The 26,112-nt window shown below is 35.8% G+C and carries 23 protein-coding genes and 2 riboswitches; of the genes, 16 read left to right on the forward strand and 7 right to left on the reverse strand.

Going from position 1 to position 26,112, the window contains the following annotated elements; all coding sequences use genetic code 11:
* Positions 1 to 23 precede the first annotated feature (23 nt).
* Both ASO14_RS06640 and proC read right to left on the reverse strand, forming a co-directional pair.
* Positions 24 to 236 (reverse strand): KTSC domain-containing protein, encoded by a 213-nt coding sequence (locus ASO14_RS06640; protein WP_087680204.1) that lies wholly within the window; start codon positions 234 to 236, stop codon positions 24 to 26.
* A 211-nt stretch (positions 237 to 447) separates the two neighbouring features.
* Complete coding sequence (proC, locus tag ASO14_RS06645) at positions 448 to 1,239, reverse strand: pyrroline-5-carboxylate reductase (protein ID WP_068453173.1); 792 nt, start codon at positions 1,237 to 1,239, stop codon at positions 448 to 450.
* A 227-nt stretch (positions 1,240 to 1,466) separates the two neighbouring features.
* Here proC and cyoE point away from each other — a divergent pair, with 227 nt between their 5' ends.
* The gene (gene cyoE / locus ASO14_RS06650; RefSeq protein ID WP_068453176.1) at positions 1,467 to 2,405 is read left to right on the forward strand and encodes a heme o synthase; all 939 of its coding nucleotides are present in this window, start codon (positions 1,467 to 1,469) and stop codon (positions 2,403 to 2,405) included.
* Positions 2,406 to 2,476: 71 nt separating this feature from the next.
* Here the strand turns inward: cyoE and ASO14_RS06655 are convergent, their stop codons facing one another.
* Together ASO14_RS06655 and ASO14_RS06660 are read right to left on the reverse strand one after the other, a co-directional pair.
* Positions 2,477 to 3,358, reverse strand: a complete 882-nt coding sequence (locus ASO14_RS06655) for a cation diffusion facilitator family transporter (RefSeq protein WP_068453178.1) — start codon at positions 3,356 to 3,358, stop codon at positions 2,477 to 2,479.
* 5 nt (positions 3,359 to 3,363) lie between these two features.
* Positions 3,364 to 3,564, reverse strand: coding sequence for a DUF4017 family protein (locus tag ASO14_RS06660; RefSeq protein WP_068453180.1), 201 nt, complete (start codon positions 3,562 to 3,564; stop codon positions 3,364 to 3,366).
* A 90-nt stretch (positions 3,565 to 3,654) separates the two neighbouring features.
* Between ASO14_RS06660 and ASO14_RS06665 the strand changes: the two genes are divergently transcribed.
* The 5 genes from ASO14_RS06665 (at position 3,655) to ASO14_RS06685 (ending at position 8,761) form a co-directional block, all read left to right on the forward strand.
* Positions 3,655 to 4,695: a CdaR family transcriptional regulator gene (locus ASO14_RS06665; protein ID WP_068453182.1), complete on the forward strand. Its 1,041-nt coding sequence runs from the start codon at positions 3,655 to 3,657 to the stop codon at positions 4,693 to 4,695.
* Between the two features lie 78 nt (positions 4,696 to 4,773).
* Entirely contained in the window at positions 4,774 to 6,189 is a 1,416-nt protein-coding gene (locus tag ASO14_RS06670) for an FAD-binding oxidoreductase (RefSeq protein ID WP_068453184.1), read from the forward strand.
* Positions 6,179 to 7,504 (forward strand): (Fe-S)-binding protein, encoded by a 1,326-nt coding sequence (locus ASO14_RS06675; protein WP_068453186.1) that lies wholly within the window; start codon positions 6,179 to 6,181, stop codon positions 7,502 to 7,504. Before ASO14_RS06670 ends, ASO14_RS06675 begins: the two co-directional genes overlap by 11 nt.
* Positions 7,505 to 7,820: 316 nt before the next feature.
* On the forward strand, positions 7,821 to 8,330 hold the full coding sequence (locus ASO14_RS06680; RefSeq protein ID WP_068453188.1) for a DUF1648 domain-containing protein: 510 nt from the start codon (positions 7,821 to 7,823) through the stop codon (positions 8,328 to 8,330).
* A gap of 11 nt (positions 8,331 to 8,341) precedes the next feature.
* Entirely contained in the window at positions 8,342 to 8,761 is a 420-nt protein-coding gene (locus ASO14_RS06685) for a hypothetical protein (protein ID WP_068453190.1), read from the forward strand.
* A gap of 48 nt (positions 8,762 to 8,809) precedes the next feature.
* Here the strand turns inward: ASO14_RS06685 and ASO14_RS06690 are convergent, their stop codons facing one another.
* Positions 8,810 to 10,060, reverse strand: coding sequence for a helix-turn-helix domain-containing protein (locus ASO14_RS06690; protein WP_068453192.1), 1,251 nt, complete (start codon positions 10,058 to 10,060; stop codon positions 8,810 to 8,812).
* A 103-nt stretch (positions 10,061 to 10,163) separates the two neighbouring features.
* Between ASO14_RS06690 and ASO14_RS06695 the strand changes: the two genes are divergently transcribed.
* A complete protein-coding gene (locus ASO14_RS06695; protein ID WP_068453195.1) occupies positions 10,164 to 11,459 on the forward strand; it encodes an MFS transporter in 1,296 nt (431 codons plus the stop codon).
* Between the two features lie 50 nt (positions 11,460 to 11,509).
* Here ASO14_RS06695 and ASO14_RS06700 read toward each other — a convergent pair whose 3' ends face one another.
* Entirely contained in the window at positions 11,510 to 11,989 is a 480-nt protein-coding gene (locus ASO14_RS06700; RefSeq protein WP_068453196.1) for a GNAT family N-acetyltransferase, read from the reverse strand.
* Positions 11,990 to 12,173: 184 nt separating this feature from the next.
* Between ASO14_RS06700 and ASO14_RS06705 the strand changes: the two genes are divergently transcribed.
* From ASO14_RS06705 to ASO14_RS06740, 8 genes are all read left to right on the forward strand, one after another.
* On the forward strand, positions 12,174 to 13,235 hold the full coding sequence (locus ASO14_RS06705; RefSeq protein WP_068453198.1) for a hypothetical protein: 1,062 nt from the start codon (positions 12,174 to 12,176) through the stop codon (positions 13,233 to 13,235).
* Positions 13,232 to 14,083 carry a diguanylate cyclase domain-containing protein gene (locus ASO14_RS06710; protein WP_068453200.1) on the forward strand — a complete coding sequence of 284 codons (852 nt, stop codon included), beginning with the start codon at positions 13,232 to 13,234 and terminating at the stop codon, positions 14,081 to 14,083. Before ASO14_RS06705 ends, ASO14_RS06710 begins: the two co-directional genes overlap by 4 nt.
* Complete coding sequence (locus ASO14_RS06715; RefSeq protein ID WP_068453202.1) at positions 14,073 to 15,764, forward strand: DUF2334 domain-containing protein; 1,692 nt, start codon at positions 14,073 to 14,075, stop codon at positions 15,762 to 15,764. Before ASO14_RS06710 ends, ASO14_RS06715 begins: the two co-directional genes overlap by 11 nt.
* Positions 15,757 to 17,034, forward strand: coding sequence for a glycosyltransferase family 2 protein (locus ASO14_RS06720; RefSeq protein WP_068453204.1), 1,278 nt, complete (start codon positions 15,757 to 15,759; stop codon positions 17,032 to 17,034). Before ASO14_RS06715 ends, ASO14_RS06720 begins: the two co-directional genes overlap by 8 nt.
* The gene (locus ASO14_RS06725; RefSeq protein WP_068453206.1) at positions 17,027 to 19,042 is read left to right on the forward strand and encodes a cellulose biosynthesis cyclic di-GMP-binding regulatory protein BcsB; all 2,016 of its coding nucleotides are present in this window, start codon (positions 17,027 to 17,029) and stop codon (positions 19,040 to 19,042) included. The genes ASO14_RS06720 and ASO14_RS06725 overlap by 8 nt, the downstream gene beginning before the upstream one ends.
* Positions 19,043 to 19,203: 161 nt before the next feature.
* Complete coding sequence (locus tag ASO14_RS06730) at positions 19,204 to 20,139, forward strand: L-lactate dehydrogenase (RefSeq protein ID WP_068453208.1); 936 nt, start codon at positions 19,204 to 19,206, stop codon at positions 20,137 to 20,139.
* 24 nt (positions 20,140 to 20,163) lie between these two features.
* A complete protein-coding gene (locus ASO14_RS06735) occupies positions 20,164 to 21,738 on the forward strand; it encodes an L-lactate permease (RefSeq protein WP_068453210.1) in 1,575 nt (524 codons plus the stop codon).
* Positions 21,739 to 21,900: 162 nt separating this feature from the next.
* A complete protein-coding gene (locus ASO14_RS06740) occupies positions 21,901 to 23,136 on the forward strand; it encodes a right-handed parallel beta-helix repeat-containing protein (protein ID WP_068453212.1) in 1,236 nt (411 codons plus the stop codon).
* A gap of 57 nt (positions 23,137 to 23,193) precedes the next feature.
* On the opposite strand, the gene ASO14_RS06745 is transcribed toward ASO14_RS06740, so the two are convergent.
* Positions 23,194 to 24,384, reverse strand: a complete 1,191-nt coding sequence (locus tag ASO14_RS06745; RefSeq protein WP_068453215.1) for an aminotransferase-like domain-containing protein — start codon at positions 24,382 to 24,384, stop codon at positions 23,194 to 23,196.
* A 268-nt stretch (positions 24,385 to 24,652) separates the two neighbouring features.
* On the opposite strand from ASO14_RS06745, the gene ASO14_RS06750 reads away from it, so the two are divergent.
* Complete coding sequence (locus ASO14_RS06750) at positions 24,653 to 25,468, forward strand: metallophosphoesterase (RefSeq protein ID WP_068453217.1); 816 nt, start codon at positions 24,653 to 24,655, stop codon at positions 25,466 to 25,468.
* A 235-nt stretch (positions 25,469 to 25,703) separates the two neighbouring features.
* Positions 25,704 to 25,837: riboswitch (FMN riboswitch) on the forward strand.
* Between the two features lie 97 nt (positions 25,838 to 25,934).
* Positions 25,935 to 26,068, forward strand: a riboswitch (FMN riboswitch).
* The last annotated feature ends 44 nt before the right edge of the window (positions 26,069 to 26,112 follow it).

Genomic DNA, 26,112 nt, shown 5'->3' on the forward strand with positions numbered 1-26,112 from the left:
TAAATCACTACCTTTATTTGTGTTTAACCTAAACGAACAAAACGATACCGATCTTTAATGAAGCGCTTAAAATAAATGCCCAATGACTCTGCATCTAAAAATTCCTTCACAATTCGTTCAGGGACACCATAGTATTCGAAAACACCATCTTTTAAAAACTCAACACGTAAAATCATAGCGCTCGCGTTATAGCCAATCGCCTGAATTTTTGAAGAACGAACTTGTTGCATAATCATGAGTCATCACTCCAATCGTAGTAGGTGAAAACGGTTTCATTTAGTGAATTTAATATACTATTAAACGAAAAGAATGTCAACGAAATGAAGCGAAAAAAAGAAAATACGAGTGAATCAATACCAATGAATTAATATGTTAATGTAATAAATAAATGTATAAAAAGAGTGCTCTACATGCAACGTAGCAGAACACTCCTTTCTTATAGCTCGCTTATTTTAATACACGATCTCGTGCAATGACCGCTTGTACCGCTTCGTAAATTGTACTAGCGAAATGATTGTTTTGAAGTGATGTCACACCTTGAATCGTTGTACCACCTGGTGAGCAAACTTGATCGACAAGCGCCCATGGGTGTTCATTCGACTGAAGAACCATTTCAGCACTACCGAGTACAGCACTTGCAGCAATTTGGAGAGCAGTTCCTTTATCCATACCTTCCATCACAGCAGCACGTGCTAATGAATCGATATATAAATACGTGAACGCTGGAGAAGCGCCAGCAATTGCAGAGAACACATCGAACTGTTCTTCTGGAATTTCGATAACAGAGCCAACTGCTTCAAACATCGCTCGAACAGCTTGTTTCATGTCGTTTGTTAATTCGGGTGCACTCGCAAATCCTGTTGTAGAAGCGCCGACAATCGCATTAATGTTCGGCATGATACGACAGACAAGTTGGTGATTTAATCCTTGTTGTAATTGTGCGATGGTTTTACCAGCAGCCATCGATACAACAATTTGATGTGGCTTTAATTGTCCAGCAATCTGTGCATAAACAGCTTCTAACTGCTGCGGTTGTACACCTAAAACAATCACATCTGCATCAAGCAATTCCTCTACAGAATGACATCCTACAATGCCATACTCTTTTTCAAAACGTGTTACTTTTTCCTGTGAGCGATTATATGCTAAAATTGTTTTTGCATCATAATTTTCAGCGGCAAGCATCCCTTTAATAATCGCTTGCGCCATATTTCCTAATCCAATCCATCCATACATCATGTATAAAACTCCTTTCAAACTAGAAGTTAATTATAGGGTGTATCGTACGGAAAGAAAAGGATTGTGCTACATAAATATGAATGTTGTATATTATGTGAATTTCAATAGAAATGGTATGTAAATAGTTAGAAGTTTGGTATGATAGAATTATTGCAATTTGTATAACATTATACGATTCGTACTTATTTTCTAGCTTATTGCTATGTAAAGGAATGAAAAATCAACCAATGCAAAGTGAAAAAAATCTAGAGCAAGAAACAACTGTCGAAATCTTTCAGGGAAGCAAGTCACAGTTATTAGCTCAAACCGTTAAAACAGGTATTATTAAGTCGAACTTAATTCCGATGTTCGCTGGTTTGACATTAGCGCTATACAAGTATGAATTAAATCCAGTTGATTTAATTATGAATATTGTTGCGGCAACAGTTGGTTCAGCAGCCGTTATCGCGTCAGCAGGTGCATTTAATAATGCATATGATCGTGATATTGACCGCTTAATGGAACGTACGAAGAAGCGTCCGACTGTTACAGGTGAAATTTCTGTGAAAACGACGCTTATTTTAGCAACTGTATTAGCTATTTTTGGTGTAGGTATGTTGTATGTTGCTACGCCAATGGCAGCATTACTTGGATTCGCAGGTCTATTCCTATACACAGTTCCTTACACAATGTGGACGAAGCGCCATACAGTTTATAATACGGAAGTTGGAAGTTTATCAGGTGCGATGCCACCGTTGATTGGATGGGCAGCCATCAATCCAAATATTTTAAACCCAGCTATTTTAAGTTTATTTGTCATTACACTGATTTGGCAGATGCCACACTTCTATGCAATCGCAATTCGTAAAATGGACGACTACAAGGCAGCGAATGTTCCGATGTTACCAGCAGCGAAAGGTATGCGTCGTACATACATTACAACAAATGTTTACCTCGTTCTACTAATCATTAGCTGTATTCCACTTGGTACATTGAGCTATGGATTAATGTCAGTTGCCATTTTACTAAGTATTGCTTGGCTCATTATGAATGTTTATGGCTACCACAAAAAAGATCCAAAGAAATGGGCGACATTATTATTTGTCTACTCATTAATCCATATGACTGTATTATTCTCGACAGTTATTATTTATTCGTTAGTCGGTTTATACTTCAATTTACATTAAAATTTTTAAACACAATCAAAAAGACTTTGGAAAGTTTAGGCTTTCTAAAGTCTTTTTATATGATTTTAAATTTATGAGAGATCGGGTCGACTAATAAAGATTGGAATAATATCAAAATGAATATGCTCAATTTGATAATGATTTAAGACGAAATTCGTAATGTCATCAATAATTTGATTCAGATGATGTTCATTCCCTTGAATTACTAATTCGCATTTTACACCGAAAAGTTGTGGTGTAATTGCCCAAGCTTGTAACTTTTCCACCTGTTTGACAGATTCAAAAGAGTATAAATCTTGACTTAACTGAACGAGGTCTAGACTGTTTGACGCACCATAAGAGAGATAGGTGCTGCCTGTTTTAATTAATGACCAGCCATTTTTGAAAAGGTAAATAGCGATGATACAAGTAGCTAACTGGTCAATTAATAAAGTAGTGGTCACATCATAGACGATATTGGCTGTAAATACAGCTAGAATTGGTAAAAAGAATAGTAACGCGCGTTTGATAAATTGTTTTCTCGTTTGTATGTGCGTTGCACGTTTTTGCAGTTGAATAAAAGCATATAAAACAAAGAGAGCGCTCATAGTAGTTAATGTATATACTGCATTAGGATTAAGTGGTAATGTAGGTTCTTGTAGCATGAACCACAGCATGTAGACACCACCAATCAACCATAAAAAACCAGTGAATAGAGGGAATAGAATGTGTAAATTGGGTGATGTTTGTTGTTTTTTACTATGCTGTCGTTTTATAGGGCGTTGAGCTGAACGCTCTAAGTAGCATATACAAGCACATGAGGCAAAGAGAAGGGATAGTGCTAATTGTGATGAACTATGCGAACGACTAAAACTAAAAAGTTCGATAAAAGCAGCTGTTATAAAAATAAGCATAGCCGTCTTGAGATAGGGATTCATACGTGGGTTTTTCGTTTGAATAATTGAGCCGAGCATATCGTTCACTCCTGACTTTCTTCGGTAGGTGATTGTTTACGACAAACGATATATACTAATAATGTCAGTAAAACAATCGGAATGACATAAATTTGTGCAATGATTAATTTTGAGGAGAAGTTATGGTACATACTAGAAGTTGGTAGAAAGAGGGCAATACACAATCCGCCCATGTACATAAAAAAGGCTAATTTGAATGCATTCATTTTCGTAACACCTCATTTCAGACTATTAACATACTACCCAAGTTTTATAGAAAATAATCGACCGATTAGCGGAAAAGGAGCAAATAGATAATGTATGATTTACATATTATAGGTGATCAAATTGTACGAGAACTTGGACAACTCATTCAAGAGCAGATTATCGTAACGAATCAACAAGGGATGATTAAAGCGAGCACAGAGCCAGAGAGAGTTGGTTCCTTTCACGAAGGTTCACTTCTTGCGATGCGTAAAAAACAAATTTTGCATATGAAGCAATCTGAAGTAGAGAAACTACAAGGGGTTCGCCCAGGCATGGTGTTTCCAATTATTATTCAAAATGAGCCAATTGGCGTTATTGGGGTAACGGGCGATCCAAAGCATATCTCGCAATATGGAATGCTCGTAAAACGTTTAGCTGAAATGCTGATTTCTGATTTTATTCATCAACGCGATCATGTTCAAAAAGAACAGTTTTTAGCTCAATTATTACAAGGGATGAGCGAGAAAGAGGTGCGACGTGGTGCAAAAGAGTTGAAAATGGAAGCAGCGCAACTGTATCGCATTGTCATAGTAGAGGATGTATTACGTGAGTGGATGCATGAACACGTTAAAAAAGAATTATTTACAGCTATTCATCAAGGGCAGTATGCAATATTATTGCCAGCTGACCAAGAACTAACATTTTTATATGATTGGCAGCAAAAAGTAGGGATTGGTGGTTCGTATTTATTAGAACAAATCAAAACATCTTACGAAGAAGCAAAAACAGCGTTACTCTATTGCTCAAAAGAACGACCTGTTGTGCAAGAAAAAGAATTAACGATGGAATTGATTGTTGCAGACATTACGAGAGAGCGTGCGATGAAGTTTGTATCGCGTGTATGTGGTTCGCTTGTAAAAGATTCAATTTTATTTGAACATATGTATTTGAGAATTATGACGGATTGGACATTGAATGAACTAGCAAGTTACCTTCATATTCATCGCAATACATTAAATTACCGCTTAATGAAAATTGAAGAAAAATTAGGGTATAAATTAACAGATGTAAAAGGAAGAGCAAATTTATATATGAGTTGCTTACTCATTGAAAAGTTCCAATTATATGATTTTGTGCAAATGCACAAATAAATATAAAAAGATTTGGATAACAGAACGATACACGAAAACTGCGCAAAACTCTATAATAAGAAGAAGGGGGGATTCGGAATGAATGCACAGTTTTTAAATGAATTGACAGAATTATTAGGCAAAGAGAATGTGAAAACAACACAGGCACAATTACTTGCGTATTCGTATGATGCGACAGCGAACTTTCAGGCTTTACCAGACGTGGTAGTTAGCCCGCGACATACAGAGGATGTTGTGGCAATCGTGAAGTTATGTGACCGTTATGAAATGCCGATTGTACCAAGAGGGTCAGGGACGAATTTAGCAGCGGGTACTTGCCCGACACAGGGTGGTCTTGTGATGTTATTTAATCATATGAATCAAATTTTAGAGCTAGATGCGGATAATTTAACACTAACCGTTCAACCAGGTGTGATTACACAAACCATTCATGAATATGTGGAATCAAAGGGATTATTCTATCCACCAGATCCAAGCTCGATGAAGATTTCTACAATCGGTGGGAATGTGAATGAAAACTCAGGTGGTTTACGTGGTTTAAAATATGGTGTGACAAAAGATTATGTGCTTGGCTTGACCGTTGTTTTACCAAGTGGCGAAGTTTTAACATGTGGTGGAAAGTTAGCGAAAGATGTGGCAGGTTATGATTTAAAAGCGATGCTTGTTGGTTCAGAAGGTACGCTCGGGATTATTACAGAAATTGTTTTAAAATTGATTCCAAAACCAGTCGCACAAAAAACAGCGATTGCGCATTTTGATTCATTAGATGCAGCAGCCGAAACGGTATCACAGATTATTGCTGCGAAAATTATTCCAGCAACACTCGAATTTTTAGATAATGGTACGATTCAAGCGGTAGAGGAGTTTATGCATTTAGGTCTACCACTTGATTTACAAGCCTTTTTACTAATGGAACAAGACGGTGAAGAAGCACAAGTGGAACGTGATGTAGCACAGATGATTGAGATTGCAAAAGAGAATGGTGCAATCTTTACAGCAGTTGCGGAAAGTGAAGCAGAGGCGATGAAGTTAAAAACAGGACGACGCGTGGCATTATCAGCACTTGCAAGAAAACGTCCGACAACGATTTTAGAAGATGCGACAGTTCCGCGTTCAGAGCTTGCGACAATGGTTCGTGCAATTGAACAAATCGCACGTGATTATCGCGTTCAAATTTCAACATTTGGTCATGCGGGTGATGGTAATTTACACCCAACTTGTTTAACAGATGTACGTGACGCGGAAGAAATGGAACGCGTGGAACAAGCTTTTGAAGCCATTTTCGATGCATCTCTTAAATTAGGCGGTACACTAACAGGTGAGCATGGTGTAGGCGAGATGAAATCACCTTACTTAGCTTGGCGACTAGGAGAGGAAGGCATGTTTGTTATGCGTGCCATCAAACAGTCTATTGATCCAAAGAATATTATGAACCCGAATAAAATCTTTGCAAAATCACAAAAATTAAGAGTGGTGATTCATCATGGTGAATAATGCTGAGTTAATGCAAAAAGCATTTGAAAAAACAGTTGATGAAGATTTATTACTCGATTGTATGCGCTGTGGCTTCTGTTTACCAGCTTGCCCGACTTATATACACACGAATGCAGAAGAAGCACATTCACCAAGAGGACGTATTGCCTTAATGAAAGCAGTGCGTGATGGAAAAGTGGTATGGGATGCAAGTATTGAAGAATCGTTCAATATGTGTCTAGGATGTCGAGCATGTGAACCAGCTTGTCCAGCAGGCGTACAATATGGTCCACTCATTGAACAAACTCGTCATGCGATACAGCTTGGTAAAACACGTAAGCCACTTGAAAAAGCTGTACGTGGTGCAACATTCGACGGGTTATTTGCGAACCAAAAAGCGATGACAGGAGCGGTTAATTTAATCCGCTTTTATCAAAAGTCAGGTTTGCAAAAAGTAACGCGAAAAATCGGCTTCCTAAATTTATTCCCACCGTTTATGAAAGAGATGGAGGGCGTGTTACCAGAACCAGCGAAGAAGTCGTTGCCAGCACTTCCACAGTTACCGAAGAAGCAAATGCATGTGTCATTCTTTTCGGGGTGTTTGATGGATACTTTATTTTTAGAGACGAATCGTAAAACGATTGCATTACTTGAGATGCTCGGTGCAAAGGTAACAATTCCAAAACAACAACAATGCTGTGGTGCGCTACATGGACATAGTGGTGAGATGGATAAAGCAAAGCGTAATGCACGTGCCAATTTAGATGTTTTTACAGATGATTCCGTTGATTATATCGTGAATAATGCAGGTGGCTGTGGCGCATTCTTAGCAGAATATGACCATCATTTAGCACATGATCCCGTATATGAAGAACGTGCGAAAATCTTTACAGAGAAGCAAATTGATTTATCCAGCTTGCTTGTAAAATTAGGCCTACCTGAATTTTTACAGACGCTTCAACCAGCAGCACGTAAAAAGATTACGTATCAAGATTCATGTCACTTACGCAATGTAAATGGTGTAAGTGAAGAACCACGTCAGATTTTAAAGAGTATGACTGGATTTGAATATGAAGAACTAGTTGGTGCAAATATATGTTGTGGCTCAGCAGGTATTTATAACATCTTACAACCAGAGATGGCTGATGCGATTTTAGAAACGAAGATGCAACATGTACAAGACATCAATCCAGATATTGTTGTTACAGCGAACCCAGGTTGCTTAATGCAAATGCAAAAAGGAATTCAGTCGACTTGCTCACATCACGGTGATCAAACAGCGACACATATTGCCGATCTAGTATTTGATTATATTGTAGAAAATACATCTGTCTAACATGAAAGAGCCTGGGACAGAACAAAATAATATGGCTCAAATGCGAATAGTCAAATCAATTGAACGCGTAGAAAACGACTCCTGCGGGAATAGCATGAGCTGAAAACCCCACAGGAACGTAGTGACGAGGAGTTTGAAGCCATGCCCGCGGAAAGCGTTTTTCGAAGCGAAAATTGATCTGAATGAACAAATCCCGTATGATTTTGAAAAATCATACGGGATTTGCTACGTTGAAAATACTTTTGTCTCGGTCTCTTTTAATACATCTGACGGAAAGAGGGAATTACGTTATAATATAGAAAAAGGAGGGAATCTGATGTATGATGTGAAAAAGATGAAGCAATTTGATGTTCCTTTTACACCGATGGAACGATTATATACACGTTTAACCTTGCTTATTTGGGGTGTTTTAGTCATCTATATTGCGATGGTTTGGCAAAAGATTCCAATCGAGATTCCACTACATTATAATGCGCTAGGTGAACTCGATTCGACAGGTTCTAAATGGACGATGTTGACGATACCGATTGTTACATACTGCTTCTGGTCGTTAATGAATTTTATGATGAAACATCCAGAGTGGGGGAATTATCCTGCACGATTAAATGAACAGAATGCAGAAGCTTTTTATACACATAATCGTAAACTAATCGTTGTGTTACGAAATGGAGGCAGTCTATTTTTTGCTTTCGTATTAGCTGAGATGGTGTTTGTATCACTTGGTATAATGGCATCACAAGGTATTACAACATATGCCACTCTACTCAGTATTTTTGTTATTTTACCGCTCGCAATTGGCGTCGTACAAAGTCGTAAGATTCAATAGGAGGATGAAGGATGGGACTAGTGACATATTTGGGAAGTAATGTACCGTTAGAGGAACTACAAAAAATGACGCAAGGAGCAATTCATTTTACAGAACAGACATCTGACCGTTTAGCGCGAACAACTGTCCAACATCATCATTTGCAAACGCACTATGTATACGAAATTGAATTAAATGGTCAATTAGATGATTTAAATCCACAATCAAAAATCGAGACACCTGTTCATTATGAGCAGGCAAGAATCGCCTTACAGCAACTTCATACAGCTTTGAAAAAAGTCATTCCAACAGGTGATATAGCTGAAGTCTATATTTGTTGGTTTGGTGATGAGGAAGAAGATGCGCTAGGAGAAGTAACGCTCCCTTTACAAGAAGATGATTTACCAGAAGTGCATACAGAAGAACGCTATTTGATTCGTTTTACAGCGTAAAATAAAAAAACTCATCCGATTTTACAAAAGTCGGATGAGCTTTTTTCATTACTCATTATTTTTTATCATCTGTTCCATCAACCAATTATACGTATCACAAATCCATTGTTTTTCAGCAAGGGGTAGCATGATTTTTTGTTCTTCATATGCACGCAGAATCCATTTTTTTGCTGCTTCCATTTGACCAAGTTCAAATAGTGTACATGCATAATAGGCGAGCCCTTCTTGAAAACGAGCCGTATTAAATGGATGAACACCATTCCAATTGCGTTCCGTCTCAAAAAAATGAAAAGCTTCACAGGCTTCTTGAAAACGCCCTAATTTATAAAGTGCTTTCCCTGTTTCCACTTCAATATATGGTAAAGTTTCAAAAGCTTCATCGGATTCTTTCATTATACGTGCATGTTCCAATACTTTTAAAGGCTTACTGTCATATGTGTTGTAATAAAATAAGTAAAATACATGTAAATAGTACTGTGTATTTGGATGTGTATCAAAAGCCGTATATTTTTCTAATCGTTCACGATACATTTCCACTTTCTCGGGTTGCTGTAAAATCATGGCTGCATAAGCTGCCATCCGAATAATATGCGCATAAAAGTGAAATATTTTCTCTTCGTGACATGTTTTAAGCAAGTGTTGTAAAACTTGATCGGCTTCATCCAAACGATTCGTTGCATAACAAAATGATGCCATATGGTACGATACGTCAATTCGTGTAATCGGATCAATCGTATAGTAAGGTGATTGAACTAATTTATAAGCAACTTGAATCGTTTCATACGCCTGTTCAAATTGTAACTGATTAAAATAGAAAATCGCTTGTAATGTATAGGTTGTAGCGAGTTCTTTATATAGGGCGAGTTCTTTGAAAAAGACAACCGCTTTTTTAGCTTCTTCAATCCCTTGTTCGAACGCCTCTAGTGGCGGAAATACTTTTAAATAATATAAGTAAATTTGAGCTGCTTCATAATTTGCTGGTAGCTCAGAAATAATCGGTTCAACTAAATTTTTTACTTGAATGGCTTGAGATACATCGAGCCATTTTTTATTTTGAACAATTTGATGAAGGTCATCAATGATTCTTCTTAGTTCAGTAAGTGGGAATGGGTCAGTCAGTACACTCACTTCTACGTGTAACTGATTTGCAATGTATTGTAAGTTTTCAATAGATGGCTTCGCTTTATCGTTTTCAATTAAACTAAGCATCCCTTTGGTCATTTGTTCACCTGCAATATCAACGAGTGTCATCTTTTTTGATTTACGCAAAGAGCGTATTCGCTGTCCTAAAGTTTTCATTTCAACACCTCTTGTTTAATTATATTAAACTTTTAACTTGTGGGCAAGTAAATCATCCGTTATAATAAGTTTAATTATATTAAACTTTATAGGAGGGCTAGAGATGACTTCTGAACAGTCTTTACGAAAAGCAAGTTATCACATAGGTATTTTTGCAGTTAGTAAATTTGTTTCGGTTATGGGAGCAAATATCGTCGCGTTCGGGATTTCGTTATATATTTTAAAATTAACCGGTTCAGCAACTAGTTTTTCAATTAATATTCTTTGTTCGATTGTGCCACGTGTTCTCTTTTCGCCACTTATCGGCTATATGGCAGACCGTTATAATAAAAAGGTATTAGTTATTAGTTCGCAAATTTTAACCGTTGTAACGGTTGCGATACTGTTGCTTTACGCGAATTGGCAAGGAATGTCCATCATGGCGATATATATCATGATGGTGTTCTATACTATTTTCACATCGTGTAGTGGAATTACATTAACCGCTTCAATTGGACAATTAGTCGACCAAGACCGCATCCAAAAGGTCATGAGCTTGAATCAATTATCTATGTCACTTGCTGCAATTAGCGCACCGATGATTGGTGGTATTTTGTATGGTTTTGTATCGATTGAAGTATTTTTAATCATTCAAATCATCGCGTTTAGTATAAGTACATTGTTAGATGCAACGATGAATTTTAATCTTTATAAAACAGAAAAAAACCATGCACAAAAGTCAGAGCCTTTTCTAAAGAGTATGAAATCTGCCTATCACTATATTAAAAATCGAAAGACACTTAAAACAATTATTACACTCGCACTTTGTTTGAATCTTTTTTTCTCCGCATTTGCAGTTGGTATTTCGTATGTTTTAGTGGAAGTCGTGCAGTTTAAGTCACTTCATGTCGGATGGATTGAATCGATTGGCGCAGTGGGGATGTTACTTGCTTCCATCTATTTAACAGCACGTAAAAATTTAAAAAATCCGATTTTATTCTCAAAAAGAGCGCTTTTAATACTCAGCACGATATTTTTCTTATTTGCATTACCACTTATTCTTTTTGAATTAACATATATACAACTATTTATTTATTACGGAATTACATCATTTTTAATGACGATGACAGAAGTATGTACGAATGTCCCAATTGGTGTGATTTTACAAAAAAGTATAGAAGAATCTTATAGGGGGCGTGTGTTTGCTTTATTTGAAACACTTGCTATGGGGATGATGCCTTTTGGCATTTTAATATACGGGTTTTTATATGATTATTTCGGTGCGCCATCTGTTTTAATTGGAACTGGTATTATTGTGATTTCTCTCACGCTATATTTGTTGCGTAATTCTGTTTTAAAGCAGATGAAAGAGGAGCAATTAAATGAAAATTCACAAGAAGATAAGTTTGCAGAAGCATAAATAAGGAATAGAAAAAGGATAAACCCATGTGAGCGGGTTTATCCTTTTTATTATGTGAGTGGAGCAATAATCTTTTTCATCGAAACAACTTCGATTGGTACACCTTCATCTGTCATAACGGTTTCTTGATCGTAGATTGAATAACCTTTTGATTGATAAAGCTGAAGATTACGTAACACGCTGACACGTACACGACAATAAATCGTATTTAGATTAGCAGTACGTGCAATTTGTTCTAACTCATTAATCAATTGTTTAGCAATCCCTAAACCTTGCATTGTAGGTAATACAGACATACGGAAGAACTGAAGTCCGTTATCGTGAATTTTATAACGAACACATGCAATTGGTTGTCCAGCAATCGTTCCTACAAGTGCTTCTTGTCCGTTTAAAAGTGCTTCTTTTATAGACGAAACCGTCTCAGATAAAGCGCTGGAAGGTGCAGCATCATGTGCATATTCCTCGTACGCTTTCATCATAATTTTATGGATGACTTTTGCATTTGTTGATTTTTCAATTTGAATATTCATATAAGTGCCTCCTGACATCCTTCTCATTATAATGTATAGTCATGCGAAAATGGAAGAGTATGTGAATGAGATTTTAAAAATACTCATTTGTCTATCTTAACTTTTTGTGTTATTTCTGGTTAAAAAGTGTATTATTTAATAAAGAAAATAAGAGAATATGAATTTGAAGAAGGTGAAAAGTAGAATGAGACATCGGAAAATAGTAATTTTAATGATTATGTCTCTTTGTTTATTGGGATGTCAATCAATAAAAAATACGCCAAAAACAGAAACTATTCGTTACACAGAAAACCAAAAATCACGTTTAGCGACTGTGATTTTTCAAGAATTCGCTTCTAAAAATGGTCTTCTTTCTACCAATTTAACGAATCGAAAAAATGAGTATTTAGCAGAATCGATGGGGCTTCTTATGCTCTATTTCATTCAAACGAATGACAAAACAAACTATATGAAAAGTTTTCAAGCAGTGAAACAATCGTTAATTCTTCCAAATCACCTCATCTCATGGGAAATCAAAGAAGGTAAACGCTCTGATACAAATGCATTAATCGATGATTTACGTTTGATTAAGGCATTAGATTTAGGGGCTAGAAAATGGGGAAACAAAGAAGTAAAGCAATTACTTTCTAAAACGATTGATGCCAATAAAGCATACACCATGTATGAAGATTATTTTGTTGATTTTGGTAGTGAGCAATCTGAAAACCGTGCAAAAGAAATCACGTTAAGTTACGCTGCACCAAGTTACTATAAGCGTATGCAATTAACACCTGAAATTTTAGAAAAAAATGTTGAGGTTATTCGAAATGCACCACAAGATGCCAATGGACTTTACGCTAAAAAATTTGATATCCAAACGAAAACCTATCAATTTGATGACACAGTGCATATGATTGATCAATTATTAACAGCGCGAAATGTGCAAGAAATTAAATCTACATCTAAATTTCATCAGCTATTAAAAGAAAAGATGAAAAAAGATGGTAAATTATATGGTCAATATAATCGAAAAACATTACAACCTGTTGTGCGTTATGAATCACCAGCTGTTTATAGCTATGCTATCTTTTATAGTCAAGCTGTTAAAGACAAAACACTTGAAAAAGCAATCAATAAGCGCATGAATCAGTTGAAAAATCACCATAAAAATACGCAATACTATGGCTCTTATATTGCAAAAAATGGTGAAACACATATTTTTGATAATTTACTACCTTTACTAACTAAAGGAGGGTGGGTACGATGACAAGACATCAAAAAACAGCAAGTTTTTTAACAATTGTTCTGCTTTTATTAGTCCAGCTACCACTGTATATGGTTTATTTAAAAGGCAGTCAAGGTATTTTACTTGCTTTATTTTTAATCTTATTGGTAGCAGTATCTCTTTACTATGGTGCTGTACTTGGATTATTGCTTAGTTTGATTTATCTTTTTTTAATCGGAACAATCATTTTCTATTTACAATTAACAGAGAAAACAATGGTCTTCATGCCATTCGATTTACAACTAACTGAATTTTTCATCTATGGTATTGCGATTCTAATTTTAGTTTTAATCTCTGGAAGGATTCATGAGTTGACAGTTGAAAGTGCTAAACAAATCCATATGTTACAAGGGAGCGTTGAAAAATACGTGGCGACAGATACGGATAGTGGATTTGATAATCGTATTCGTCTTGAAAAAGCCATTGTTGAGGAAGCAAGACGTTCTGACAGAAATGAGGACCCTTTTGTTTTTTTATTAATTGAAATACAACATTTTAAGAACTTTAGAAATTTATATGGTGAAAAAGAAACACAGTATCTCATTTCACAATTAGCTGAAAAAATTAATGGCATTATGCGCTTGACAGATCGAAAGTATCGTTACGACGAAAATCATTTTGCGCTTATTTTGCCCGAGACACCGAGTACCTACATTCAAGTTATTTATGAAAAATTATCAGAACATTTAAAAGAACATCAGTTACTATCGGGAAATTTAGTGACCCTTCAATTTAAAGTAGGGCATTATACGTATACACCTAAAACAGAAGTGAGCTTTAACGATATGGTTGAAGTCGCTCAAAGTGAGTCATTAATTAATGAAATTTAAGGGTGTTCTTACTTTCTTTGCTTTTTTGCTTGTTGTTAGTTGGATTCCCGAGACAACGCAGGCGCAAAGTCAAAAGAAACCTACTATTTTAATCGTATATAATGCTACGACACCTATGGAAGAAAAGACAGTTCATCGTGTAGATGCCCTTTTTTCATCGTATGGCGACACAGTCGTTGAACCGATTAGTAAGATTACAAAACAGCAAGTGAATGAAGCAACCACTATTATTTATATTGGTATGAATGAAGCTGACATTTCAAGACAACCACGTGAATGGATTCAAAAATTCCCACGTCAAAAGCTATTCATCGGTTATAATGCTAATCAGTTCGAAGCTTTTCGAGATTTAAGAATAGAAGGAATGGGTGATTTTGTACAAATCGACTCAAAAACTTTAACAACTAAAATTCCCTTTTTAAAAACAACTTCAAATTATAAAGAAGTAATTAAGGGAAAGACACTCCATCGTACGTATCCCATTCTTCTTAAACACAACAAAGATTATTATTTATCATTGAATAAATGGACAGACGAATTTCAATTATACCTACAGCCGTTTATTGCAAATAAGACAACATGGTATCAACCACCCAAACACCGCGTTTGGATGATTATTGATGGGATTCGACCATCGACATCGCCTAAACAATTAAAAACATTAACAGACCAATTAAAAAGAGAAAATGTGCCATATGCATTAGCTGTTTCGGCAGTTGAATATACAGCAAATCGTAAAAGTATTAATCAACTAAGTGAGGCAAAAGAACTTCGTGATTTACTTCAAGAAGAACAGGCAAAAGGAGTTGCTATTATTGTCAATGGTTATGGATTATCTTATCGCCAAGAAGATCAAAAACAGCATGAGTTTTGGGATGACAAGTTGAATCAACCGATTACAGCGCTAAATAGTGCGCAAGCTAAGCCATTTTATAGTATAGAAGAATTTTCATCAAAAGAAGCTTTTCAAGAGGCAAGGAAAAAAAATGGACAAATTGAAAAACAATATACAAAACAACGTATTCAAGAAGCAGTGAGTGCTTTATCAAGAGCAAAATTATATCCAATTGCTTTTACAATTGAAAATGGTCAAGCAAGTTCTTATGTATATGAAGAAATCGCACAACATTTCAGTACGTATTTCGGGACATTACAATATAGTGATGAGTCGAGTGAGTTTAATGGCGTACAGCCACTTGTTACAAAACCTTCTTACATGTATCACTTACAAGTCTATTCAACAAATCTCACACCTATCACGAGTAACTTAGAAAGTGAACCTATTTTAATACAGCAACTAAAGAATTTAACGACGATTCAAGGTTCTATGGCTGGTATAAAAATCAATGTACAACAAAAACCTGAAGAAATTGCTCGAACTTTATCTATTTTAAATACTTTTCCACAATTTGAATGGCTTGATTTGCGTAAAATTAAGGCAAAAGTACAAGTGACAGATTTGACGATTATACAATCGGATACGGGAAAGTTGGCAGTAAAACAAGAAAATCGTTATATCGATTTAATCAAGTATAAATGGGAGACGAGTCCATTCGAATTCTCACTTTGGGTCTTATTTGGAATTGTCTTATTATTCGTAGCACTCTTTTTCTTAAATGTTCTACGACTACGATTTACATTAAAAAAACGTTTATTTGAGGAGAGGAAACCAAATGGCTAACACACTCTTTTTTACCGCGTTGATTTTAATTTGGGTTATGCTCCTCTACCATATGTTTTTAATGCAGGGGGGATATCGTCACTATCGTACTTATGAGCGCGTTATTCCTAAGTGGGAAAAAAATATGACAGATTTACCAACTGTCAGTGTATTTATTCCTTCACATAATGAGGAAGTAGTCATGGCACAAACTCTTACTGCTATGTCGCGACTATATTATCCAAAAGATAAGCTTGATATTATCGTCATTAATGATAATTCATCAGATCGTACAGGTGAAATCGCACAAGAATTTGCGGATCGCTATCCATTCATTCGCGTATTAGAAACAAAACCACCGAATAAAGGGAAGGGAAAGTCTTCTGCATTGAATGAAGCCTTAGCGAATTCCAAAGGTGAAATTATTTGCGTATATGATGCAGATAATACACCAGAAAAAAAGGCTGTTTGGTATTTAGTAATGGGTCTCATAAATGACCCAAAAGCCGCTGCAATGGTAGGAAAGTTTCGTGTAATCAATGCCGCAAAAACATGGTTAACCCGATTTATTAACATTGAAACGATTTGTTTTCAATGGATGGCACAAGGTGGACGTTGGAAATGGTTTGGTGTCGCAACTATTCCAGGCACTAACTTTGCGATTCGTCGCTCAGTTATTGAAGAACTTGGCGGTTGGGATGTAAAAGCGTTAGCAGAAGATACGGAATTAACGATTCGTGTTTACAATCTTGGCTATCATATTCGATTTTTCCCTAAAGCTATTACATGGGAACAAGAACCCGAAACACTCGGTGTATGGTGGAAACAGCGAACACGCTGGGCACGGGGAAATCAATATGTTGTCTTAAAGTTTTTACGGCAATTCGCAACATTAAAGAGAAAACGAATTATTTTTGATTTATTTTATTTCTTTTTCACGTATTTTCTTTTCTTCTTCGGAGTTATTCTTTCGAATGGTTTATTTATTGTAAACCTATTCTATGATTTACAATTATCCATTGGAAATGTTGCGATTGCTTTGTGGATTTTAGCTTTCTTACTATTCTTAGGGGAAGTAATGATTACATTAAGTATTGAAAAAAATGAAATGAATCGAAAAAATTTTTTCTACGTAATTCTTATGTATTTTACGTATTCACAAATGTGGATTGCACTCGTTGTATATTCACTCTATCAAGAAATAAAACGTGCCATATTTAAAGAAGAAGTCAAATGGTACAAAACAGAACGTTTTAGCCAGAAAGATCAAGGAGGTAAAAAAGATGATTAAACAGTTCTTCGGATTTGTAGTACTCACCTTCCTATCGTTTATGTTGTTTAATATAACCGTTTCAGCAAAGGATATTAAAAAAGAACCAATTACAACTACCGCGATTAATTTACAAGGTGTATCTGATTCATTTACGTATAATTATTATTTATCGGAAGATGCACAAAAAGGAAAGAATCAAATTGTTTTAGATGTACACCACAGTTCGCTGCTCATCTCACCATCATCTTTAACGATTCGAGTAGATGGCGAAAATCAAAAAACAGTGAAATTAGAAGGAAATAAAGATAAAACCACTGTTCAACTAGATTTAAAAGGAAAAGCGCTAAAAAAAGGTGCACACGAAGTAACAATTATTTTTTACGGAGTTATTAAACAAGGTGTCTGTGTTGAAAATAATACATCAGGAAACTGGTTACGTATTAATCCAGCTTCATACCTTCAAATTCAAGGAGATGTCACAGCAGGAGAGTTAATGCTACAAGACTATCCATCTAAATTTACATCATTCCAATCAAAAACAGATGTCGTTATTCCAGATGATGCAAATGTCGAAACAATGGATGCAGCTTTAAAAATAGTTAGTTATTTAAAAAAACAAGTAGCAAATCAAAATCAAATTGTATTAGTGAAAGAGAAAGATTTTGAAAATCGTCAAACCAATAAAATTCTTGTAGGTGTTATAGGAGATTTTAAAACAGCGCCAGTTAAAAATCTTTTAAAACGTATGAATGTCAAAACGACAGAGAATACAATTCAACTTCAAACAGCACAAGAAAAAATTAAAAATACAAAACGAAATGTTTTAGTCGTAACAGCTAAAAAATCAACAGATTTGGATGGGAAAATTGCAGTTGTATCGAATCAAGAGTTCGTTTCACAATTAAGTGGAAAAGCAATAACGATTGGGGAAGAGCCAAAACAACCTTTACGTGAAGCAGGTATTGTAACTTTTGAACAGATGGGAATTCAAAATCTCGAAATTTCAAATGCAGTATATGAATCAGGACATTACTTTTATTACTTACCGCAAGATTTTGATGTAGATAAGGCTATTACAGCAACATTGAAACTAAAAAAATCGTCTATTTTAGATGCTAAACAAGCGGAGTTAGTAATGGAAGTAAACGGAATTCCACACGCTATCACTTTAAAAGAAGTAAAACAAGATAAAGGCTTTTTTGAAATCAATGTTCCAATAGAAAAGAATGCATTGAAAAATAATCATCTACTAGATATCCAATTTAAATTAAATGGCTCTAATACGAATAATCCATGTACAACGAATGATCAGCAGAAGTGGTTATTCATTTCAAAAGAAAGTACATTAAACTTTTCAACTACAGAGAATAACCAACAAGCTGTCGCGAGTTTAACGAGTTATCCAGGAATCTTCACAAATACACGTCAAGGAACATATGTTGTTATTGACAGTATAGAAAATGTAGCATTAGAAGACTTAAATGCACTGTACACGTCTTCGGCATTAAGTGCTTCTGCACCAAATTATGAATTAAAAACGGTTGACGCAATTCAAAAAGAGAAGTTAAAAGGACGTCATCTTATTTTTGTTGGTGAAGCGGGTACGTTACAAAAAGATTTGAACAAGAAAAGTCCATTAGTAATGAAAGATGATAAACCGGATTTCGCAGAAGATGGTTTTATAAAAGAGACAATTATGCGCTATGCGACGATTCAAAAGAATCCATGGGATGATGCTTATATCGCATTACAGTTTAATCGAGAGGGAAGCAGTCAAAATCAAATTACGCCAAAATTCTTACGCCAAATTCAAAATTTATCAGCTGATGCATCAGTTGCTGTGCAAAATAAAGAACAACAAACATTCACAAATCGCGCACAATTCAGCATAGAAAAACAAAAAGAAGCAGCACCTAAGCAATCTCAAAGTGCATTAAAATGGTCTTCTGTTTTAATGTTTATTGGTTTACTTGCAGTGATTGGTGTCATTTTATATCTCGTGTTCAAACGTAGCAAAAAGAAATAGATTTTTAAGTAAGTGAATAAATATAAACAAAGTAGAAATTACAATAAAATGTAGTTTCTACTTTTTATAGTTTAAAGAGATTTTTATGGAATGTGTTGGGAGTTTCAATTTGTCTTGTCAGTGGAATGTGTAAGTAGTTGATGAAAAGGGAGGAAACATCTGTGAACTTAACACAAGGCAATAAAATTGTTTTAATTGGTGCTGGAGCAGTTGGCTCAAGTTATGCTTATGCAGTAGTCAATCAAGGAATTAGTGATGAACTAGTTATTGTGGATGCAAATGAAAAAAAAGCGACAGGTGATGTATTAGATTTACAAGACGGTATCGTTTATGCACCATCCTCTATGAAAATTCGTTTTGGAGATTTTGATGAATGTGCAGAAGCGGCGATTGTTGTTATTTGTGCAGGAGTAGCCCAAAAGTCAGGTGAGACACGTATTGATTTGGTACACAGAAATATAGCAGTATTTGAAGAAATTGTCTCAAAAATTATGGATACAGGATTTAATGGCATTATTATTGTCGCAACTAACCCAGTAGATATCTTGGCATATGCGACATGGAAATTTTCTAAATTACCAAAAGAACGTATTTTAAGTTCAGGTACTATCTTAGATTCCGCTCGACTTCGCAATATATTAGGTAGAGAATTTCAAACAGCACCGACTAGTATTCATGCATATATTATCGGTGAACATGGTGATACACAATTACCTTATTGGAGTGCAGCTACGTTATACGGTCAAAAAATCGCATTAAAGTTATCAGATGAACGAAAAGAAGCGATAGGTATTGAAGTACGTGATGCGGCTTATAAAATTATTGACTCAAAAGGTGCAACCTTCTACGGTATTGCGATGGGGCTTGCGCGTATTACAAAAGCCATTTTACGCAATGAACAAGTTGTTCTACCTGTAGGCGCGTTACAAAGTGGGGAAAATGGACATGAAGATGTATTTACAGGTGTACCATGCCTCATTAATCGTCAAGGTGTTGAGAAAGTATTTACATTAGACTTAGATGCAGATGAACGTGAAAAATTTGATGCATCCGTTAAAGCACTAAAAGATATTCAAGCATCTATTTGGTCTTCATAAAAATAGGGTAGGTGAACGCATCGTATGTTAGTCGAACAATATAACCCTTTTGGTCAAATTGGCATAACCGTTCTCGTATCGGTTATTCCTATCCTTTTATTTTTAATCTGTCTAACCGTTTTAAAAATGAAAGGCATTACAACAGCTTTAATTAATCTAGTTGTGACCTTTGTGTTAGTATATGGTTTCTTTCATTTATCTTTTGGAAATGGCGTCGGAAGTATTATTCAAGGTATCATTCAAGGGCTTGTACCAATCGGTTATATTATCGTTATGGCTGTTTGGCTGTATAAAATTTCTGTGAATTCAGGAAAATTTGATGTTCTCCGTAGTTCGATTGCTGGAATTTCACATGACCAACGTATTCAATTACTACTCATTGGCTTTTGTTTTAATGCCTTTTTAGAAGGTGCAGCAGGCTTTGGTGTTCCAGTTGCAATCTGTGCAGTACTTCTCATGTCACTCGGTTTTAAACCACTACAAGCAGCTATGCTTTGTTTGATTGCAAACGGTGCTTCAGGCGCTTTTGGTGCAATTGGTATTCCAGTCGGGATTATCGATACATTTGATTTACAAGAAGGAATCTCATCTTTAGATGTATCACGTATGACAGCTTTAACACTACCTCTGATCAATCTCTCCATCCCATTTTTAATGGTCTGGCTTGTTGATGGATTTAAAGGTATTAAAGAAACCATGCCAGCCATTTTAACAACAGGTATCACATATGCTGTATCACAAGCACTATTTACCATCTTTTTAGGACCAGAAATTGCGGATATCGTACCTCCAATTTTAGCAATGGGCGCACTTGCGTTACTTTGTAAAAAATGGTCACCGAAAAACACATTCTTCCTCAGTGGACATGACTTAGAATATGAAAAACATACAGCAAAAGACATCATCAAAGCATGGTCACCATTCTATCTCCTTACACTTTTCATTTTAATTTGGAGCTTACCAGCCTTTAAAGGTCTATTTGCTGAAGGTGGCGCCTTATCTTCACTTGTTGCTAATTTTACCATTCCGGGTTCTGAAATTAATATGTCACTCGACATTATTGGGGCAACGGGCAGTGCGCTCTTAGTTGCAGTCATTGTCACGATTCTCACAACCAAAAACATGACATTCCAAACAAGTGGTCATTTATTAAAAGAGACGGTTAAAGAGTTCTGGGTACCCATTATTATGATTTGCGCGATTATCGGTATTGCCAAACTCATGACATATGGTGGTATGACGATGGCGCTCGGTGAAGCTGCAGCAAAAACGGGAAGTGCTTTTCCATTCATCTCACCAATATTAGGATGGATTGGCGTATTCATGACGGGTTCAGTAGTAAATAATAATACGCTATTTGCGCCGATTCAAGCCACAGCAGGAGCAGCCTTATCAACTAATTCGACGTTACTCGTTGCAGCGAATACGGTAGGTGGTGTAATTGCCAAACTCGTATCACCACAATCAATCGCCATTGCAACAGCAGCCGTAGGACAGCAAGGAAAAGAATCGACATTAACGAAGATGACCTTAAAATATAGTTTAGGCTTCCTCGTATTCGTCTGTATTTGGACCTTTATTTTGTCGCTTATTTTATAAATGAATAACAAAAAAGAGATTAGGGCGTATGTGTTTAAAACACAATATGTCCTAATCTCTTTTTCATGTAAAAAAGAATTTTTAAATTGAAAAAATAACCATTTTTAAATTTTTATGTGCTATAATTCTCGCTGTGATAAATATCTAAAGGAGTTAATAACAATGAATAAAATTAGGATTATTTCGTTTCTTTTATTGATAGTAGGAATTATAAGTGTAATAACCATTCAACCAGAAGAAGCAAATGCAAAGACCTACACGATCACACCGAATAGTAAACCACTCGACCCTATGTTTCAACGATACGGTACGTATAATCAATATACGAAACACTACTATTTATTCCGTTCTTATATGAACGAATTTGAAAAGAAAAAAGGTGGCAAACTCATTATTAAAAAAGGAACGTATAATATTACAAATGCGATTTATGTTCCATCTAACGTAACATTAGAATTTCAAGACGGTGTCAAAATGGTCAAAACGACAAAAACAGGAACAAACATCATCACACCATCTGCTTCGATGTTCCAACTCGTATCACCTTCAAAAGCATTAATTGACGGTGCATATGGAAAATACAACGGTGAGAAAAATATTAAGTTTATCGGTAAAGGAACGGTCACGTTTGATATGAAATATGTTCCAAAAGGCATTACGATTATTATGGGACATAATCAAAACGTTCTTGTTGACAATATTCAATTCCGAAACTTCAATTATGCGCACTTCATCGAACTGGACGCATCGAAAAACGTAACGATTCGCAATTCAACGTTTAAATCAGCTAATGACCCTCTAATGTCGGTGAAAGAAGCAATTAATATCGATACACCCGACCGCGAAACAAAAGGGTGGAGTCAACGCTGGAGCAAGTTTGATGCACAACCAAATACCAATGTATTAATTGAACATAATACATTCGAAAATATTCCACGTGCTGTTGGTACGCATAAATACTCAGAAAAGAAAATTCATAAAAACATTACGATTCGAAACAATACAATGAAAAACCTACGAAACGATTTTATACGCGCGCTTAATTGGGAAAACGCCATCATTGAAAACAACACATTCACACTCGAATCAACGGATCCACGCAATGAAGTTGTAAAAGGTATTTCAGCGAGTGGTGTAAAAAATATACGTATTAAAAATAATACATTTGACCATATGGCAATTGCGATGATGTTTTTCACATTCGCTAACTCGGGTGGCGGTTCAACAAACCCTGTCTATGCTGATTTAACAGAACAAAATAAAATAGATTTATTATCAAATACATATCTGAATTTGAATACACCGTATATTCAAATTCGTGATAATTTACAAAGTGATGGTACGCGTAAAACAGAAACGATTAAACTAGACGAGCAAACACTTCGTCAGGCGAAGTAATAACTGTATATAAAAAGAGGAATCGCTTGTAAAGCGATTCCTTTTTTCATTATGAATTTATGATTTTTGAACGATTTCAGCATCTTTTAAAATAGTAGCGAGACGTTTAATACCGTCGCGAATTACTTCGGGTGCTGAGTTTGTGTAGTTTAGACGCAGTGTATTCACATCTTTTTTCGATGTATAGAATGGATCGCCTGGTACGAATGCTACGCCGACATCCATCGCTCTTTCGAAGAATTCCATCGCTGTCATACCATTATTTAATGTAGCCCAGACGAACATGCCACCTTCAGGACGTGTGAATGATACATTCTCAGGGAAGTGTTCTTCTAAAGCTTCCAACATCACTTTTGACTGTGCATCGTATAGTTCGATGATTTTTTGAACATGTGTATCGTATTCATTATGCGTTAAATATTCATAAATTGCATATTGTGAGAAGATGTTGGTGTGTAAGTCAGATGCTTGTTTTGCTGTTTCAATATGACGCATCAATTCTTTATTTTTTGAAATAATAAAGCCTAAACGCATACCTGGTGTAACGGTTTTTGAGAAACTACCAAGTAACACACTATTTTCTGATTTACCAGCCGCAATATAAGGTAATGAATCACCTTTGAAACGTAGCTCACCGTATGGATCATCTTCTACTAAAATAATATCGCGGTCTTTAATTAATTCATATACTTCTTTACGACGCTCTGCTGTGTACGTAAGACCTGTTGGGTTTTGGAAGTTCGGCACTGTATAGATGAATTTTACATTCGGCTGATCGAGCGCAACTTTTAATTCTTCAAGGTTTAACCCATCTTCTTCTAATGTAACAGGGTAGAATGACGGTTCACTCATTGTGAAGGCCTGAATCGCACCTAAATAACCAGGTTCTTCAATAATAATGCCATCCCCAGGATTAATTAACACTTGAGATAATAATGATAGTGCTTGTTGTGAACCTGTTGTTAATAGGATATCATCTGCTGTAATACCTAAGTCATGCTTACGATTATATTTATCTGCAATATATTGACGTAGTGGTAAGTAACCATTCGTTGAAGCATATTGGAAAATTTTGCTTCCATTCTCATCGATTGCACGATTGATTGCTTCTTGTAAATTTTCAAGTGGAAAAGAAATCGGATTTGGTAAGCCACCTGCGAAAGAAATGACGTCTGGCGCGTCCGTAACTTTTAAAATATTTCGGATGAATGATGAGGGCGTATTTAATACGCGGTTAGAATATTGCATGTGCGATTCTCTCCCTTTTTCTGACTTTTTTTAAAAGTATAGCACTCTAATGATTGAATCACAAGATATAAGTCTGTTTTGTAAACAAATAAATTTAAAAAAATAGCTAAAATAATACTTAAAGTAGAAAAAAAGGACAAATAAACGATTTAATAATTCTGATAATTCTAATTATTTTAATAATTTATTCGATAAATTGATATGCATTGCATAATGTTACATCGTTCGTTATCCTTAATTTATTGTTGAAATAAAGGATGAATTCAATATGAAGAAACTAATTAAAATAATTGGTGCACTTGTTGTACTTTTTGTTTTTTATATAGCTAATAATCAATGGCTACAATTATCAAAACATACGTTACAAGTAAAAACATTACCAAAAGAAATGAATGGTTTAACAATTGTTCAAATTTCAGATTTGCACGATGCGAAATTTGGTCGTCACCAACAACGACTAATTGAACAAGTAAAAAAGCAAAAACCCGATTTAATTTTTTTAACAGGCGATTTAATTGATCGCAATAATTATAAACTGGGAAGAAGTCTAGAAGCAGTTGATGGTTTTACAAAAATTGCCCCGACTTATTTTGTCGATGGTAATCATGAAATTTCAATTAATCGAGTTAAAGAGATTCATACAGCACTCCAAAAAAGGGGCGTGCATGTTTTAAATAATGAAGCAGAAACATTCCATTATAATGGTGCGCGTATTCAACTTATCGGTATTAGTGACCCTTTATCCGGCGAAACAACAGAAGATATGCTAGCAAAAGCGCTGGTGAATGTTCCACAAGATCAGTTCAAAATCTTATTAGCACACCGTTCAGAATTTGGAGAAAAATACGCACAAGCTGGAATTGACCTTGCATACACAGGACATGCACATGGCGGACAAATTCGCTTACCATTTTTAGGTGGGTTAGTCGATCATGATGCCTCACTATTACCGAAACATACAGAAGGAATTGAACAAGTGGAACAGTTGCAACACGTAATTAGCCGTGGTCTAGGAAATAGTCTCTTCCCACTACGTGTCTTCAACCGCCCAGAAATCGTCGTTACAACTTTAGAATCGAAATAAGTGGACGAGTGACCCATTTTCGCCTTCGAGTGGCCCGTTTGAACGAGCGAATGTCCTAAATCAATCAGCGAGTGACCCGTTTCGCCAGTCGAATGTTCGAATTCACACGATCCCAGTCAATTTAAGTCCCTCTCGAATCACTCAAAAGCCACGTAATCATTCGTGGTCTTTTGAGTTTTTTTGTAAAAAATCTAGTTTTCTGAATAAATTAGTGGTATGGTATAGCTACAATTAAAAAAATCTTCGGGGTCGGGTGAAATTCCCAATCGACGGTGATGCGCGTTAGAGCGATAAGTCCGTGAGCTTTTCGGAGCAGGAGCTGGTGAGAATCCAGGACCGACAGTATAGTCTGGATGAGAGAAGATGCAAAAAATTTGTTTATGATGTGAAAAAATCATAGGCTTATTTGAACATACCTTTTTCATCGACCTCATGTAAATGAAGGTCTTTTTTATTGTGACAACAGAATCGTCTTCGGGGTCGGGTGAAATTCCCAATCGACGGTGATGCGCGTTAGAGCGATAAGTCCGTGAGCTTTTTGAAGCAGGAACTGGTGAGAATCCAGTGCCGACAGTATAGTCTGGATGGGAGAAGACATGTAAAAATTTGTTTATGATCCGAAAAATCATAGGCTTATTTGAACA

Origin of the sequence: Kurthia sp. 11kri321 (genome assembly GCF_001534765.1) — a bacterium.
GTDB lineage: Bacteria > Bacillota > Bacilli > Bacillales_A > Planococcaceae > Kurthia > Kurthia gibsonii.

Bases quoted from the DNA above. Each gene is read 5' to 3' on its own strand.
- ASO14_RS06665 (WP_068453182.1), top strand. From the start codon at position 3,655: ATGTATGATTTACATATTATAGGTGATCAAATTGTACGAGAACTTGGA.
- ASO14_RS06705 (WP_068453198.1), top strand. From the start codon at position 12,174: ATGAGACATCGGAAAATAGTAATTTTAATGATTATGTCTCTTTGTTTA.
- ASO14_RS06715 (WP_068453202.1), top strand. From the start codon at position 14,073: ATGAAATTTAAGGGTGTTCTTACTTTCTTTGCTTTTTTGCTTGTTGTT.
- ASO14_RS06670 (WP_068453184.1), top strand. From the start codon at position 4,774: ATGAATGCACAGTTTTTAAATGAATTGACAGAATTATTAGGCAAAGAG.
- cyoE (WP_068453176.1), top strand. From the start codon at position 1,467: ATGCAAAGTGAAAAAAATCTAGAGCAAGAAACAACTGTCGAAATCTTT.
- ASO14_RS06735 (WP_068453210.1), top strand. From the start codon at position 20,164: ATGTTAGTCGAACAATATAACCCTTTTGGTCAAATTGGCATAACCGTT.
- ASO14_RS06725 (WP_068453206.1), top strand. From the start codon at position 17,027: ATGATTAAACAGTTCTTCGGATTTGTAGTACTCACCTTCCTATCGTTT.
- ASO14_RS06695 (WP_068453195.1), top strand. From the start codon at position 10,164: ATGACTTCTGAACAGTCTTTACGAAAAGCAAGTTATCACATAGGTATT.
- ASO14_RS06740 (WP_068453212.1), top strand. From the start codon at position 21,901: ATGAATAAAATTAGGATTATTTCGTTTCTTTTATTGATAGTAGGAATT.
- ASO14_RS06685 (WP_068453190.1), top strand. From the start codon at position 8,342: ATGGGACTAGTGACATATTTGGGAAGTAATGTACCGTTAGAGGAACTA.
- ASO14_RS06700 (WP_068453196.1), bottom strand. From the start codon at position 11,989: ATGAATATTCAAATTGAAAAATCAACAAATGCAAAAGTCATCCATAAA.
- ASO14_RS06750 (WP_068453217.1), top strand. From the start codon at position 24,653: ATGAAGAAACTAATTAAAATAATTGGTGCACTTGTTGTACTTTTTGTT.
- ASO14_RS06655 (WP_068453178.1), bottom strand. From the start codon at position 3,358: ATGCTCGGCTCAATTATTCAAACGAAAAACCCACGTATGAATCCCTAT.
- ASO14_RS06640 (WP_087680204.1), bottom strand. From the start codon at position 236: ATGATTATGCAACAAGTTCGTTCTTCAAAAATTCAGGCGATTGGCTAT.
- ASO14_RS06720 (WP_068453204.1), top strand. From the start codon at position 15,757: ATGGCTAACACACTCTTTTTTACCGCGTTGATTTTAATTTGGGTTATG.
- ASO14_RS06745 (WP_068453215.1), bottom strand. From the start codon at position 24,384: ATGCAATATTCTAACCGCGTATTAAATACGCCCTCATCATTCATCCGA.
- ASO14_RS06690 (WP_068453192.1), bottom strand. From the start codon at position 10,060: ATGAAAACTTTAGGACAGCGAATACGCTCTTTGCGTAAATCAAAAAAG.
- ASO14_RS06660 (WP_068453180.1), bottom strand. From the start codon at position 3,564: ATGAATGCATTCAAATTAGCCTTTTTTATGTACATGGGCGGATTGTGT.
- ASO14_RS06675 (WP_068453186.1), top strand. From the start codon at position 6,179: ATGGTGAATAATGCTGAGTTAATGCAAAAAGCATTTGAAAAAACAGTT.
- ASO14_RS06680 (WP_068453188.1), top strand. From the start codon at position 7,821: ATGTATGATGTGAAAAAGATGAAGCAATTTGATGTTCCTTTTACACCG.
- ASO14_RS06710 (WP_068453200.1), top strand. From the start codon at position 13,232: ATGACAAGACATCAAAAAACAGCAAGTTTTTTAACAATTGTTCTGCTT.
- proC (WP_068453173.1), bottom strand. From the start codon at position 1,239: ATGATGTATGGATGGATTGGATTAGGAAATATGGCGCAAGCGATTATT.